Origin of the sequence: Cognatundibacterium crateris, assembly GCF_010078235.1 — a bacterium.
Taxonomy (GTDB): Bacteria; Pseudomonadota; Gammaproteobacteria; order Burkholderiales; family Burkholderiaceae_D; genus Undibacterium; species Undibacterium crateris.
Map to the genome: position 1 here is coordinate 1 of NZ_JAABOS010000012.1, position 13,834 is coordinate 13,834.

Here is a 13,834-nt window from a genome sequence, read left to right on the forward strand (position 1 = left end):
CAGCCTATGCGCTGAGTTTGCGCAACCTAGAGGAAATGATGGGTGAACGTGGTGTACAGGTTGATCATGCTAGGTGCATCGTTGGGCGCTGAAGATATAGCGGGTTTTGGCCAGAGTGTTTCGCCGTCGCAAGCATCCAGTTGGTCGGAACTGGCGGATGGACGAAACCTACATTCAAGTCGGTGGGCAATGGAAGTACCTGTTCGCGCTGTTGACCGGCTTGCACGACATGCCGGAGAAGATTACCATCGACAAGAGCGGCGCCAATACCGCAGCGGTGCGCAGCATGATCGCCGACAGCGGCCTGGAAATCACGTAACGCCAATCGAAATATTTGAACAATCTTGTGGAACAAGACCACCGAGCCATCAAGCGCCGAACGCGACCCTTGCTGGGATTCAAAAAATTTCATTGTGCCACCAAACTCATCGCCGGCATTGAAACGATGCGCATGATCAAAAAGGGACAGTTCAATTGTCCCGATGGTCAATTTGCATCTGCTGCAGATCAATTCTACTCTTTAGCTCTCTGATTTTTCCACTACGTCGCTGCTTCAACTAGACTTTAGTTCCTTATCGCAACAGAACCAAACTAAGTGCCATCTGGCTGTCCTGAGCAGTCCAATCAAGGGTTATGCATTTCGCGCATAGATTAATGCAAACAAAGCATTGGCTGATCTGCGTGGGATAAGACTACTATGCGTCACCTTTTTGGTGCGAATTCAATATTTTCGCACCAAAACAATACACATAATTAGTCTAACCCTTGCAGGAGGCCTCATCATGTCCAGCCAACACCAGATTCCGTCTTACCTGACTCCGGCCGAAACCGGCCCTTGGTCTGTCTACCTTGAACAAATCGATCGCGTTACCCCTTACCTGGGCAGCTTGTCTCGCTGGGTGGAAACGCTGAAGCGTCCTAAGCGTATTCTGGTGGTTGATGTTCCTATCGAACGTGATGATGGCACGATTGCCCATTTCGAAGGCTATCGCGTACAGCACAACACTTCCCGTGGTCCGGGCAAGGGTGGTGTGCGTTTCCATCAGGATGTGACTTTGTCTGAAGTGATGGCATTGTCTGCCTGGATGACGATCAAAAACTCGGCAGTGAACGTTCCTTACGGTGGCGCTAAAGGCGGTATCCGTGTTGATCCTAAGACCTTGTCCAAAGGCGAACTGATGCGTATGACACGTCGTTATACGTCTGAAATCGGCATCATCATTGGCCCGGACAAAGATATTCCTGCACCAGACGTTAACACTAACGAACAAACCATGGCATGGATGATGGATACCTATTCCATGAACGAAGGCCGTACTTCTACCGGCGTCGTGACTGGCAAGCCTATCACTTTGGGCGGTAGTCTGGGTCGTCGCGAAGCGACTGGCCGTGGCGTCTTCGTGGTTGGTTGTGAAGCTGCTGCAAAACGTGGCCTGCAAATCGCTGGTGCCAAAATTGCGGTACAGGGCTTTGGTAACGTCGGTGGTATCGCTGCACGTCTGTTTGCAGAAGCTGGTTCCAAAGTGGTGGCAGTGCAGGATCACGGCGGCACGATTTTCCACTCTAACGGCCTGAATGTACCTAAGCTGTTAGCTCACGTTGAAAAGCATGGCAGCGTTGCTGGCTTTGAAGATATCGAAGCAGTACTGCCTAACCACGAATTTTGGGAAGTGAACTGCGACATCCTGATTCCGGCTGCATTGGAACAGCAAATCACATTGCTCAACGCCGATAAGATCAAAGCAAAGATCATTCTGGAAGGCGCGAATGGTCCGACCACACCGGAAGCAGATGATATCCTGCGCGAAAAAGGCGTGCTGGTGGTACCGGACGTGATCGCGAATGCAGGTGGTGTGACTGTTTCCTATTTCGAATGGGTACAGGATTTCTCCAGCTACTTCTGGACTGAAGACGAAATCAACAACAAACTGACACGCATTATGAAAGACGCGTTCAATTCAGTCTGGGAAGTGACTGAAGATAAGAATGTTTCCCTGCGTACTGCAGCCTTCATCATTGCATGTACCCGTGTACTGCAGGCGCGTGAAGTGCGTGGCTTGTATCCATAATCCGGCTTTGCCGTATTGTTTCTGATACGGCAGCTTGTTTAAAAGCGCCCATGATCTAAGCTGACATTTTGTCAGTCGGATCATGGGCGCTTTGTTTTTTACTGCCTGCGTTAAGCAAGTGCTTTTCTCGTTTTGCCTCTGTGCACCAGTCTGGAGCTGGCTAAGGTGGTCCGGACACACTTACAGGTAATTTGCTTGGCGTACAAATAAAATGCATTAAAGAAATTATCACAATTTTTGTCGGATAATTACTATTTTGACTTTTTAGTAATGCTTAATTATTAGATTTAGCCAAACAATATTTTGGAAATATCTGCGTTTTTTGTTGGATTTTGTTGCCGTTTGTCATTACCATCCTGAGCAATTCAATATTAGGAGGTGTTATGCGTCAATTCAACATCGGCTGGCAGCGCTGCTTGCTCGCGATATTCGCAGCCTGGGTGGCCTTGCCTGCTGCGGCCAATACGATGGCTCATATTAAGGAAACACAAACAATTACGATCGCTCACAGAGAAAGCTCAGTGCCATTTTCCTTCGTCAATGAAGGTAAGCCTGTTGGCTATTCCGTGGATTTGTGCATGAAAATCGTCGATGCGATCAAAAAAGAATTAAAGCTGCCTCAGCTTAAAGTGAATACTTTGCTGGTCAATACCAGCACCCGGATTGCTGCCATTGCTGAAGGCAAGGCAGATCTGGAATGCGGCTCCACCACCAATAATGCTGAGCGCAGAAAACAAGTCGCTTTCACCATCCCTCACTTTTTTGCGACCACACGTATGGTGGTGCGCAGCGATTCCGGTATCAAAAACTGGACTGACCTGAAAGATAAAAAAGTGGTCACCACCAAGGGAACCACTACGGTCAAACTGCTCAATGACCGCGACAAGGCGCGCAATCTGAACATACGCCTGCTGGAAGGCGCAGACCATGCCGAGTCTTTCAATATGGTGGAGAATTTCCAGGCCGATGCTTTCGCGATGGATGACGTGTTGTTGTATGGATTGCGCGCCAAAGCCAAAGATCCGGAAAAATTCTCGGTGGTTGGTGAAGCCTTATCGACCGAGCCTTACGCCATCATGTTCCGCAAAGATGACCAGGCATTCAAGGAATTTGTCGATAAAGAAGTCTCTAAGCTGATGAATGAAGGTGAAGTCACACGCTTGTATGAAAAATGGTTTAAAAAGCCTATTCCACCCAAGGCCACGAACTTAGCGATGCCGATGGGATTCTTATTACGTGACACTATTCGCTTTCCCACGGATAAAGTAGCGGACTAAGATCGCTTAACTTGTCACTGTTTTACCGGAAGTCGTAAAAATATCGGATAATTTACGTATATTTACGTATGAAATGATGCGACAAACAAGATCAGTTAAGCTTGGCTTTTGTTAAACTCGTTTGTATGAACTTTTTCGGTTTACTTATAGGAGACGGTATGAAATTGTTGAAAGTTTTAGCGGTGATGATCAGCGCTGGTGCAATTGCAGGTGTAGCTCAGGCAGAAGAAACTGGCACACTGAAGAAAATTAAAGATACAGCGACGATCACGCTGGGTGTACGCGACTCTTCGATTCCGTTTTCCTATCTGGATGACAAACAATCGTATCAGGGTTATTCCATCGACCTGTGTATGAAGATCGTCAGTTCCGTACAAAAGCAATTGGGCTTGCCGGAATTGAAGGTCAAGATGAATCCGGTTACATCGGCGACACGTATTCCGCTGATGGCCAACGGCACTATCGATCTGGAATGCGGTTCGACCACAAACAATGTTGAACGCCAGAAGCAAGTATCGTTTGCACCAACCACTTTCGTTACTGCCAATCGTATTCTGTCCAAGAAAACAGCTGGCATCAAAACTCTGGCTGACCTCAAAGGCAAGGCTGTGGTGTCCACTTCCGGTACTGCCAATCTGAAACAACTGACTACATTGAATGCAGATCAGAATCTGGGCATCAATATTCTGCCAGCCAAAGATCATGCTGAGGCTTTCCTGATGGTGGAAACCGGACGTGCTGTGGCATGGGTCATGGACGACATCCTGTTGATTTCTCAGGCGGCTAACTCCAAGTCGCCAGCCGACTACGAAATCAGCAAAGAAGCGCTGTCGGTCGAGCCTTACGGCATCATGCTGCGCAAAGATGACGCAGCGTTCAAGAAAGCTGTCGATACAGCGATCAGCACAGTACTGACTTCGGGTGATATCAATCGCATCTACCATAAATGGTTCCTGCAACCGATTCCACCAAAAGGCATCTCGCTGAACTTGCCTATGTCTGATCAGTTGAAAGCTGTGGTCGCCAAGCCGACTGACTCCGGTGAGCCTTCTGCTTACGCAGCGGTACCGGAAGCACAAAAAGCTGTTCTGAAAAAAGTAAAAAAATAACAGAAGCCGCAAAGTGTTAACAAGCGGGGGGCGAAGCTCGCCTCCCGTTTTATTTGGGATGCGCAATTTGTGCGTCCCAGGCAGCGTGCGGCCTGAATCTACAGGCATCGCAGGTCTGCTGTGGTCGTGTACAGGAGGGATAGACAATGAATTACAACTGGAACTGGAACATCTATTGGGAAGATGCGCCAGATGGGATGGGCACCTACTTTGACTCGCTGATCGCAGGTCTGAAGTGGACACTGGCAACTGCCGGTACGGCCTGGGTATTAGCCTTGGTGATCGGTTTGCTGATCGGTACCCTGCGCACTGCGCCCAATAAATGGGTAGTCAGGGCAGCCAACGCCTATGTCGAGTTATTTCGCAATATCCCGCTGATCGTACAAATGTTTTTGTGGTATTTCGTATTCCCTGAATGTCTGCCGGTAGACATGGGAAATGCGCTTAAGCAGTTGCCGAATGCACCGTTTGTGACCGCAGTCCTGAGTCTGGGATTCTTTACTTCTGCGCGTGTCGCGGTACAGGTTTCCACCGGTATTCAGGCATTGCCGCGCGGTCAGCGTATGGCGGGCGTAGCACTCGGCCTCACGCTGCCGCAGACTTATCGCTATGTGCTGCTGCCTATGGCTTTCCGTATCATTATTCCTTCCCTGACCAATGAAGTTGCCGCGATTATCAAGAACAGTTCCGTAGCTTTATCCATCGGTCTAATCGAGCTGACCGCGAGTGCGCGCTCCATGCAGGAAATGTCCTTCCAGACTTTTGAGGCATTTGGCGCCGCCACGATAATTTATCTGGTGGTGTCGGTGATCGCGATTCTGTTGTCGAATCTGTTGGAAAAAACTTTGCGTGTGCCGGGCTTTATTGCTGCTGGCAGTGCGAAGTAAGCGGGGAGAAAAGAATGGGAAATTTTGATTTTGACGTGATTCAGCGCTCCTGGGTCTATTTGTTCCAGACCGGCATGGTGTTCACGCTCAAGCTGACTTTGCTGGCGATGACAGGTGGTATCGTGTTTGGTACGCTGCTGGCCATGATGCGCTTGTCCAGCAATAAGCTGGTGTATTTGCTGGCCTCCGGTTATGTGAATATCATGCGCTCGATTCCGCTGGTACTGGTGATTTTCTGGTTTTACTTCCTGGTGCCCTATATCGGTGCCTGGATTACAGGCTCGAATGAACCGGTACAGGTGGGCGCATTTGCTTCCTGCCTGATTACCTTTGTCATGTTTGAGGCTGCGTATTACTGCGAAATCATGCGTTCCGGCATACAGTCGATTCCGCGTGGTCAGATCTGGGCCGGTTATGCGATGGGGATGAACTACTGGCAGACTATGGCGCACATCGTGCTGCCTCAGGCCTTCCGCAATATGATACCGGTGTTGCTGACCCAGACTATCGTGCTGTTTCAGGACGTGTCACTGGTATCGATATTGTCGATTGCCGACTTCTTTGGTTCTGCTGCCAAAGTGGCGCAACGCGATGGACGTCTGGTCGAAATGTACAGCTTTGCTGCCGTGGTGTATTTCATCATGTGCCTGAGCTTATCGACCGCAGTCAAGAAGCTGCAACAGAAAGTCGCGATCATCCGCTAAGCTCAATCAGTACACAACGCTATACAGCGGGGTTTTCTCGGCATACGCCTGGCAGGAAACCCGCTTTTCAGAACAGAATTGGAGAATCACATGATTAAGATTAACAATGTCAGCAAATGGTATGGTCAGTTTCAGGTATTGACCGACTGCACGACCGAAGTTAAAAAAGGTGAGGTAGTGGTGGTCTGCGGTCCTTCCGGCTCCGGCAAATCCACGCTGATCAAAACCGTCAATGGTCTGGAGCCTTTCCAGAAAGGCGAAATCACAGTCGACGGCATATCGGTCGGCGATCCGAAAACCAATTTGTCCAAGCTGCGCGCGCGCATAGGCATGGTGTTCCAGAACTTCGAATTATTCCCGCATCTGTCGATACGTCAGAATCTGACGCTGGGTCAGGTCAAGGTACTCGGTCGCTCAGAAGAAGAAGCGACTGAGCGTGGTTTGAAGTATCTGGACCGGGTCGGTCTGCTCGCGCATAAAGACAAATTCCCAGGTCAGTTATCCGGTGGTCAGCAACAGCGCGTCGCGATTGCACGTGCTCTGTCTATGGACCCGATCGCCATGTTATTCGATGAGCCGACTTCGGCGCTTGATCCGGAAATGATTAACGAAGTGCTCGATGTGATGGTAGGCCTGGCACAGGAAGGCATGACCATGATGGTGGTGACGCATGAAATGGGCTTCGCACGTAAAGTCGCCAACCGCATCGTGTTCATGGATAAGGGCCTGATCGTGGAAGATTGCGCCAGAGATGAATTCTTTAATAATGCGCGTTCAGACCGCGCGCGTGATTTCCTGGCAAAGATCATTTCCCACTGATCCCGCTCTGGCAGTTTCAGCATGCCTCATGAACAACCCGTACCACGCTGTGGTGCGGGTTTTTTTATCTTTATCGCCCCGCAAGGTAAAATGCAGCCTGCAACGTATTTGACCTGAATTCAGAAAGCCGACCTCATGACTTCCACGCCATCCTCCCTGACCATTACCCGCCCTGATGACTGGCATTTGCATTTGCGCGATGGCGCTGCATTAGCCAGTGTTTTGCCGCATACCGCCGCACAGTTTGGCCGTGCCATCGTGATGCCTAACCTGAAACCCCCGGTCACCACAACGGCACAGGCGCTGGCCTATCGCGAGCGTATCCTGGCGGCCTTGCCAGCCGGGATGAAGTTTGAGCCGCTGATGACGCTGTACCTGACGGATAACACGGCACCTGATGAAATTCGTCGTGCCAAAGACAGCGGGCTGGTGCATGCAGTCAAGCTGTATCCGGCCGGAGCAACCACCAATTCCGATGCCGGTGTGACCGATTTGAAGAAATGTTATGCAGCGCTGGAAGCCATGCAGGAAGTTGGCATGCCTTTCCTGGTGCATGGTGAGGTGACCAATCCTGAGATAGATTTATTCGATCGTGAAGCGGTGTTTATCGAACGTGTGATGCAACCGCTGCGTAGCGATATGCCTGAGCTGAAAGTGGTGTTTGAACACATCACCACCAGCGATGCGGCTGCCTATGTGGCAGAAGCTTCCGGCCCTATCGCGGCCACCATCACTGCGCATCATTTGCTGTATAACCGAAATGAAATTTTCAAGGGTGGCATACGTCCGCATTACTACTGCCTGCCTGTACTGAAACGCGAAACCCATCGTCAGGCCTTATTGAAAGCCGCGACTTCCGGCAGCCCACGCTTCTTCCTTGGCACCGACTCTGCGCCACATCCTAAAGGCTTGAAAGAACACGCCTGTGGTTGCGCCGGTTGTTATACCGCTTTGCATGCAATGGAACTATACACAGAAGCCTTCGATCAGGCTGGTGCGCTCGATCAGCTGGAGGCGTTTGCCAGCTTCAATGGTCCGGATTTCTATCAACTGCCACGTAATTCAGACAGCATCACGCTGGTGCGTGAGGATTGGACGATACCCGCCGAACTGCCATTCTCAGAAACCGTGATTGTGCCGCTCAACAGTGGGGAAACCATACATTGGAAAATGCAGGCAGCCTAATGTCTGCAGAGCGTTTTTTTGATGGCATAGACTGGTCCTGTGCCTGGTTCTCTTCAGTCAGGCCAGTGGCAGTTGAATTACTGGCCGCAGCTGACTGGCGTAGTTGGCTGAATCAACAGGCACAGCAGCTCGCCTTGCGTAATCATCGCGGTTTGCCCTTGCAATTCATCCCGCAGGAAGACTTGCCGGATGGCGTCGCGTATGAAGCGCATATCAGTGCCAGCGGCTGTGTTCCCACGCGCGAGAATCTGCATGATTTTTTCAACGCCCTGGTCTGGCTGCGTTTCCCGCTGATTAAACGTCAGCTCAATGCGCTTCAGGCAGCGCAAATTGCGCAACTGGGCATAGGCAAGTCACGTGGCCCGGCACGTGATGCAGCGACGATCTTTGATGAAAATGCAGCTTTGCTGGTGGTGGCAGAGGATGCGCGCGGCGATCATCTGACGGAAGCATTACGCCAGCATGAGTGGCAGCAGGCGTTCATCACGCAACGTGAAGCATACGGTCAGTTTGCCGAAGTGTGGAGCTTTGGCCATGCCTTGATGGAAAAGCTGGTTGCCCCGTATAAGGCGATTACCGCGCATAGCTGGGTAGTGCGGGTCAGCCCGGCGTTTTTTACGGCGAACGCCGATGAAAAGTGTCGTTGGCTCGATAGCCAGGTCGCCGCACAACTGGCGCAGCACAGCCTGACTACCGCGGATTACACCCCTTTACCGGTGCTGGGAATACCGGGCTGGTGGCCAGAGCAGGATCTGGCGTTTTACCAGGATACCCAGGTATTCCGTCCGGCCCGGCAAGCCAGGCACTGAGCTGAGTCTGGCGCAGTTGGCGTCGTCCACAGCTGCCATCAAGACCGCTATTGCTAAGCAAGGATAGCGGTTTTATCTTGCACGATCAGGCATCAAAGCGGGAGTTGGCGATTTTTTTGTGTGCTGTAACACTCTGTACAGACATTTCATATTCCGTAGTCTGTGGGACTACTTTTTTAAACTGAGTGCTGTGTGCAGTTAAAGGTTTTTCGTAATCCAGTTTGAATACGCTGACCATCTGTGCCAGATGCTGCGCCTGATCTTGTAAGGATACCGAAGCGGTCGCTGCCTCTTCCACTAATGCTGCATTTTGCTGTGTCGTATCATCCATTTGATTGATGGCCTGATTGACCTGGGCTATGCCCTGGCTTTGTTCCTGGCTGGCGCTGGTAATGTCATGCATGATGCTGGCTACCTGCTCGACACTTTGCACGATATCCTGCATGGTGGTACCGGCTTGTTCGACCAGCTTGCTACCAGCCTGCACCTGATTCACAGAGTCACCGATCAGGACTTTGATTTCTTTCGCAGCAGCGGCACTGCGTTGCGCCAGATTGCGCACTTCGGTCGCCACCACCGCAAAACCACGACCCTGATCACCGGCGCGCGCAGCTTCGACCGCGGCATTCAGCGCCAGAATATTGGTCTGGAAAGCGATGCCGTCAATCACGCCTATGATTTCTGTGATCTTATGCGCAGAGTTGTTGATGCCGTGCATAGTGTTGACTACCTGGCTGACGACTTCGCCTCCTTTGGCTGCGATATCGGAAGCTGATGCAGCCAGCTGATTGGCCTGCCGCGCGTTATCGGCATTTTGACGTACCGTTGAATTCAGCTGCTCCATCGACGCGGCGGTTTGCTCCAGCGCACTGGCCTGTGCTTCGGTACGTCCGGATAAATCGAGATTACCGGCGGCAATCTGATCCGAGGCGCTGGCGATGGTTTCTGTACCGGCTCTTACCTGACTGACGATATTGGCCAGGCCATCGCGCATGGTTTTCATGGCATACAGCAGACTGCTTTGATCGCGTGGCTGTAACACAACCTCCGTCGCGAGATCGCCTTGCGCAATGCGTCGCGCAATGGCGGAAGCATAGGCCGGTTCACCGCCGAGTTCGCGCAGGATACTGCGTGCCACCAACCAGGTGCTCAACAGGCCGCACAAAAATGCGAGCAGGCTTAAGCTGCTGAGTATCGTTTTTGTGCTCTGATAATTTGCTTCGATCTTCTTCGCCAGCCGGTTTAACTCTTCACGCTGCTCTTCTTGTAATTCCTGTATCAGGCCTTGATAGCGTTTTGCCGCTGGCATGAAGGTCGTTGTAATCAACTGGTTCGCCATTGCGGTATCGCCACGCTCTTTGGCTGCCAGGATTTCTTCCCGCGCATTGGTATAGATTTTCCGTTCTGCCGTGATATCCGCAAACAGTTTCTTTTCTTCGTCTGTGCTGAGCAGGCTTTCTATTTTGCTTTGCATATCGCTCGCGCCCTTCATGGTCGCTGCGGCGTCTTCAGAAAAAAATTCCCGTAATGAGCTGTCACTGCTTTTAGCGATCGCTGCGGTTCTGCGTACGCCGACCTGGATGTAACGATACCAGTCAGAAATCATGCGTTCTTTTGCCAAAGGATGTTCCATCATTTGACGGGTTTCGTCTGCGGTCTGGTGCAGGCGCCATTGGGCGAGTGCGGTGGCGAGAAAAGAGAAGATCAGGATGCTGGCAAAGCACAGCGCGAGCCGGGTAGCGATTTTGAGTTGAGGGAGATTCATGGTGACGTTCGATAGACAAGGAAAACAGTGTGGAACTATGTGACAGACGAAATCCGGCCTGCCCGCTTACCGGGGGCAATAAGAAAAGTCAGAGCTGATTGCTGGCCGCTGCTGCTGCTCGAGCCGATTATGTGCCTGGTGGCGTTTCAGCAGAGATGCCTGTGAAGGCAGAGAACATTGGGCAGAGCGCGCACCTCTGCCCGAATGTGAAGATTAGTTTGCCGCCGATTTCAGCAATTGAAACAGCTGGTCTTTCAGACTGATACGAACTTTTTTCAAGTCTTCCAACGCAACATCGGCCAGATGTTCGACGCCGTTTTCTGCACGGATGACTGCCTTGTCTGTGTCCTCATATTCGGTGAACAGTTTGGCGAAATGCGCATTGTTCATTTTCAGATGATGAATAGTATCTTTGTATTCCGGAAAATCAGCAGCTAATGGATGATGGTCAACTTGCATTTTGGCTCCTTAGGGGATGCAGGACAATTCCTGTTGACTCCATCGTATATTTTTAGCACTCGTTGTTAGTGATATACATCAAGCCAGAATGACATTTTATTCAGATTTCAGCTATCTGCATTCTGTCTGAAACGCGCTTCAGGCAGCCTGGCCCGGCGCGGGTCAGCGTTGAAGTGGGCATCAGGGTAAACGGAATACGCTGACCGCCTGGGCTAATACCAGTGCCTGTTCTTCCATGCTTTCCGCGGCGGCGGCGGCTTGCTCTACCAGCGCCGCATTTTGCTGTGTCATTTCATCCATTTCGGTGATCGCGAGGTTGACCTGTTCTATGCCTGCGCTTTGCTCGGTGCTGGCGGCACTGATCTCACTCATGATGTCGGCCACATGCTGCACGCTGCTGACGATATCTTGCATAGTCTTACCCGCATCATCCACCAACAGGCTGCCACGTTCTACATTGCCAACGGAGTCATCGATCAATTGTTTAATTTCTTTGGCGGCACCCGCGCTGCGCTGTGCCAGACTGCGTACTTCGGCGGCGACGACGGCAAAGCCACGACCCTGTTCACCGGCGCGCGCTGCCTCGACCGCTGCATTCAGCGCCAGAATATTGGTTTGAAAAGCGATGCCATCGATAACACTGATGATATCGACAATTTTCTGTGAACTGCTCTTAATCTGGCCCATGGTGTCAACTACCTGACCAACTACACTGCCGCCTTTCGTGGCGACCTGGCTGGCTGATAAAACTAATTGATTGGCCTGCCGTGCATTGTCCGCGTTCTGTCTGACCGTGCTGGTCAGCTCTTCCATAGAGCTTGCGGTTTCTTCCAGTGAGCCAGCCTGGTTTTCGGTGCGGGACGACAGATCGGCATTACCAGTCGCGATTTCCTGTGAGGCTGTCGTGATGGTGGATGCGCTTTCCTTAATCCTGGCGATGGTCTGCACGAAGTTATCCTGCATCTGTCGCAAAGAGCCGAGCAATTCCCCCAGCTCGTCCTGCGTCCTGACCTCTATTCTCGCAGTCAGATTATTGTTGGCGATTGCATCGGCAATATGAACCGCAGCTTTGAGCGGCGAAACGATACTGCGTGCAATCAGCCATCCGGCCAGTGCACCCGAGATCAAGGTCAGCACGCCGATGATGAGCAAACTGATCACAGAGCTGCGGTAATTCGCCAGTGATTGCTCGTAGGTAGAGCGCATCGCATCATGCTGTAATTTGGCCAGCTCAGTCAGCTCAGCCATCCATTTTTCATGCGGCACCAGGAACTCGGTTTGCAATAAGCCTGAGGCATCGAAATAATTGCCTTCAGCAACGAAGGTCTGGATTTTTTTGATAATCGCGAGTACTGCTTGTTTTTGTACGATGGCTGCTTGCAAACGTGTCAGGTCATTCGGATCGGACAACAGTTTTTTTGCCACGGCTTCAGATTCTTCAAAGCTGCTGAGGGCACTGATCAGGCGCTTGGTCTCTTTTTCTGCTTCACTCTGATCGCGTGGTGCCGTCATTTTGCGCAGGGTCAGGGTAAGGGCCCGTCCTTGCTCGCGCATTTCCGTTGCGGCATCCAGACTCGCCACTTTAGTTTGAAAAATATAATCTGTGCTGCGTTGCAACTGACTGAGTTTAAATAAGCCCAGACCCAGTATGCCGCTGGTCAACAGCAACACTATGCCAAAGCCCAGCGTGAGTCGTAAACGGATGGTGATACGGGTCAGAATAGTCTTCAGCATGTGATCAGTCCAGGTGAGGGCCAGCTAGATATCGGGATTTCTACTGCGTAACATGTTAATGCAGGGCATGAAAATTGTTCTACGTATTTTCCGATGTGTTACTTACTATGCACAGAATTCTTTAAGAGCAAGATAGCTGTTATTGATTTATGGAAAACTTGATGCCATGAAATAACAATAGAGCGGGAATAGAATTTTTCAAGCCGGGTGACATAGTTTCACCGTTCAGGCTGAGGGCGCAGCAGCCTGATGCAGCTTACAGGCATGCGAAGTTGCAAAAAATAACGGAAGCGTCTGCTTCCGTTATTGTGTGTATAAATCCAGTTTGGTGATTACTGTTCACGTATCCAGACCTGGGAGCGCCCCAGAAAAGGTGTGCCTATATAGCCGCGCACATTGAGCTTTTTATTGTTATCGGTCAGGTGCATTTTGCTGCTGTACACCTTGCCATTGGCAGGATCGATAATTTTTCCGCCATTGTATTCATCACTGTCTTTTTTCAGGCCGTACAGGATAGTCATCCCTATCACAGGCTGATCTTTGTTCGCGCCTTCGCATTTATCGCATTTCGGGTTTTTGTCTGCACCATCATCGAGAAATAACTTTTCGATTTTGCCCTGCAATTCGCCATTGCTCTCAGTAATCCGTATCAGGGCCTTAGGCTTGCCGGTTTTATCATCAATATTCTTCCAGAGTCCTACCGGTGTTTCATCGGCATAGGCAAAAGGCATAGCCGCGAGTGAGAACAGTACTGCCAAAAGGCTGATTTTTTTCATGATGTCTCCTGAGTCTGTTTGTAAGGAAGTGCAATGGATTTTAGCGCTGTCGCTGCGATACAGGTGAATGATTGTACGTGTTGGTCCTGGTATTTTGTTTAAGTTTTATAGAGTGCAGCCTTTAGAATTGGTATGCAGGTGAACAGCATGGATGAGCAATGTTTTGCAAAGAGTAGCCTATGCTGGCGTTGTTTCCTTAGCTCAATTTCCTTAGTTTGACTTATTTTTTGAATGCAATAAA

General features: G+C 50.7%; 12 protein-coding genes and 1 pseudogene. 9 read left to right on the forward strand and 4 right to left on the reverse strand.

Features of this window, described 5'->3' with window-relative positions; all coding sequences use genetic code 11:
- The 9 genes and pseudogenes from EYB48_RS17455 to EYB48_RS17495 all read left to right on the forward strand — a co-directional run.
- A pseudogene (locus tag EYB48_RS17455) lies at positions 1–532 on the forward strand (IS6 family transposase); the annotation flags it as partial.
- 250 nt (positions 533–782) lie between these two features.
- Complete coding sequence (locus EYB48_RS17460) at positions 783–2,069, forward strand: Glu/Leu/Phe/Val family dehydrogenase (protein WP_162021673.1); 1,287 nt, start codon at positions 783–785, stop codon at positions 2,067–2,069.
- A 383-nt stretch (positions 2,070–2,452) separates the two neighbouring features.
- A complete protein-coding gene (locus EYB48_RS17465; RefSeq protein ID WP_202927825.1) occupies positions 2,453–3,346 on the forward strand; it encodes an amino acid ABC transporter substrate-binding protein in 894 nt (297 codons plus the stop codon).
- 158 nt (positions 3,347–3,504) lie between these two features.
- Positions 3,505–4,455 carry a transporter substrate-binding domain-containing protein gene (locus EYB48_RS17470; RefSeq protein ID WP_162021674.1) on the forward strand — a complete coding sequence of 317 codons (951 nt, stop codon included), beginning with the start codon at positions 3,505–3,507 and terminating at the stop codon, positions 4,453–4,455.
- A 146-nt stretch (positions 4,456–4,601) separates the two neighbouring features.
- Entirely contained in the window at positions 4,602–5,342 is a 741-nt protein-coding gene (locus tag EYB48_RS17475; RefSeq protein WP_162021675.1) for an amino acid ABC transporter permease, read from the forward strand.
- Positions 5,343–5,356: 14 nt separating this feature from the next.
- A complete protein-coding gene (locus tag EYB48_RS17480) occupies positions 5,357–6,046 on the forward strand; it encodes an amino acid ABC transporter permease (RefSeq protein ID WP_162021676.1) in 690 nt (229 codons plus the stop codon).
- Positions 6,047–6,136: 90 nt separating this feature from the next.
- The gene (locus EYB48_RS17485) at positions 6,137–6,865 is read left to right on the forward strand and encodes an amino acid ABC transporter ATP-binding protein (RefSeq protein WP_162021677.1); all 729 of its coding nucleotides are present in this window, start codon (positions 6,137–6,139) and stop codon (positions 6,863–6,865) included.
- Positions 6,866–7,000: 135 nt separating this feature from the next.
- A complete protein-coding gene (gene pyrC / locus EYB48_RS17490) occupies positions 7,001–8,050 on the forward strand; it encodes a dihydroorotase (protein ID WP_162021678.1) in 1,050 nt (349 codons plus the stop codon).
- Positions 8,050–8,859: a DUF3025 domain-containing protein gene (locus EYB48_RS17495; RefSeq protein WP_162021679.1), complete on the forward strand. Its 810-nt coding sequence runs from the start codon at positions 8,050–8,052 to the stop codon at positions 8,857–8,859. The genes pyrC and EYB48_RS17495 overlap by 1 nt, the downstream gene beginning before the upstream one ends.
- A gap of 85 nt (positions 8,860–8,944) precedes the next feature.
- On the opposite strand, the gene EYB48_RS17500 is transcribed toward EYB48_RS17495, so the two are convergent.
- From EYB48_RS17500 to EYB48_RS17515, 4 genes are all read right to left on the reverse strand, one after another.
- Entirely contained in the window at positions 8,945–10,624 is a 1,680-nt protein-coding gene (locus tag EYB48_RS17500; RefSeq protein ID WP_162021680.1) for a methyl-accepting chemotaxis protein, read from the reverse strand.
- Between the two features lie 213 nt (positions 10,625–10,837).
- A complete protein-coding gene (locus EYB48_RS17505; protein WP_162021681.1) occupies positions 10,838–11,083 on the reverse strand; it encodes a YdcH family protein in 246 nt (81 codons plus the stop codon).
- Positions 11,084–11,263: 180 nt separating this feature from the next.
- Complete coding sequence (locus tag EYB48_RS19465; protein WP_162021682.1) at positions 11,264–12,817, reverse strand: methyl-accepting chemotaxis protein; 1,554 nt, start codon at positions 12,815–12,817, stop codon at positions 11,264–11,266.
- A 332-nt stretch (positions 12,818–13,149) separates the two neighbouring features.
- Positions 13,150–13,593 carry a DUF2147 domain-containing protein gene (locus tag EYB48_RS17515; protein ID WP_162021683.1) on the reverse strand — a complete coding sequence of 148 codons (444 nt, stop codon included), beginning with the start codon at positions 13,591–13,593 and terminating at the stop codon, positions 13,150–13,152.
- Between the last annotated feature and the right edge of the window lie 241 nt (positions 13,594–13,834).

Bases quoted from the DNA above. Each gene is read 5' to 3' on its own strand.
- EYB48_RS17460 (WP_162021673.1), top strand. From the start codon at position 783: ATGTCCAGCCAACACCAGATTCCGTCTTACCTGACTCCGGCCGAAACC.
- EYB48_RS17465 (WP_202927825.1), top strand. From the start codon at position 2,453: ATGCGTCAATTCAACATCGGCTGGCAGCGCTGCTTGCTCGCGATATTC.
- EYB48_RS17470 (WP_162021674.1), top strand. From the start codon at position 3,505: ATGAAATTGTTGAAAGTTTTAGCGGTGATGATCAGCGCTGGTGCAATT.
- EYB48_RS17475 (WP_162021675.1), top strand. From the start codon at position 4,602: ATGAATTACAACTGGAACTGGAACATCTATTGGGAAGATGCGCCAGAT.
- EYB48_RS17480 (WP_162021676.1), top strand. From the start codon at position 5,357: ATGGGAAATTTTGATTTTGACGTGATTCAGCGCTCCTGGGTCTATTTG.
- EYB48_RS17485 (WP_162021677.1), top strand. From the start codon at position 6,137: ATGATTAAGATTAACAATGTCAGCAAATGGTATGGTCAGTTTCAGGTA.
- pyrC (WP_162021678.1), top strand. From the start codon at position 7,001: ATGACTTCCACGCCATCCTCCCTGACCATTACCCGCCCTGATGACTGG.
- EYB48_RS17495 (WP_162021679.1), top strand. From the start codon at position 8,050: ATGTCTGCAGAGCGTTTTTTTGATGGCATAGACTGGTCCTGTGCCTGG.
- EYB48_RS17500 (WP_162021680.1), bottom strand. From the start codon at position 10,624: ATGAATCTCCCTCAACTCAAAATCGCTACCCGGCTCGCGCTGTGCTTT.
- EYB48_RS17505 (WP_162021681.1), bottom strand. From the start codon at position 11,083: ATGCAAGTTGACCATCATCCATTAGCTGCTGATTTTCCGGAATACAAA.
- EYB48_RS19465 (WP_162021682.1), bottom strand. From the start codon at position 12,817: ATGCTGAAGACTATTCTGACCCGTATCACCATCCGTTTACGACTCACG.
- EYB48_RS17515 (WP_162021683.1), bottom strand. From the start codon at position 13,593: ATGAAAAAAATCAGCCTTTTGGCAGTACTGTTCTCACTCGCGGCTATG.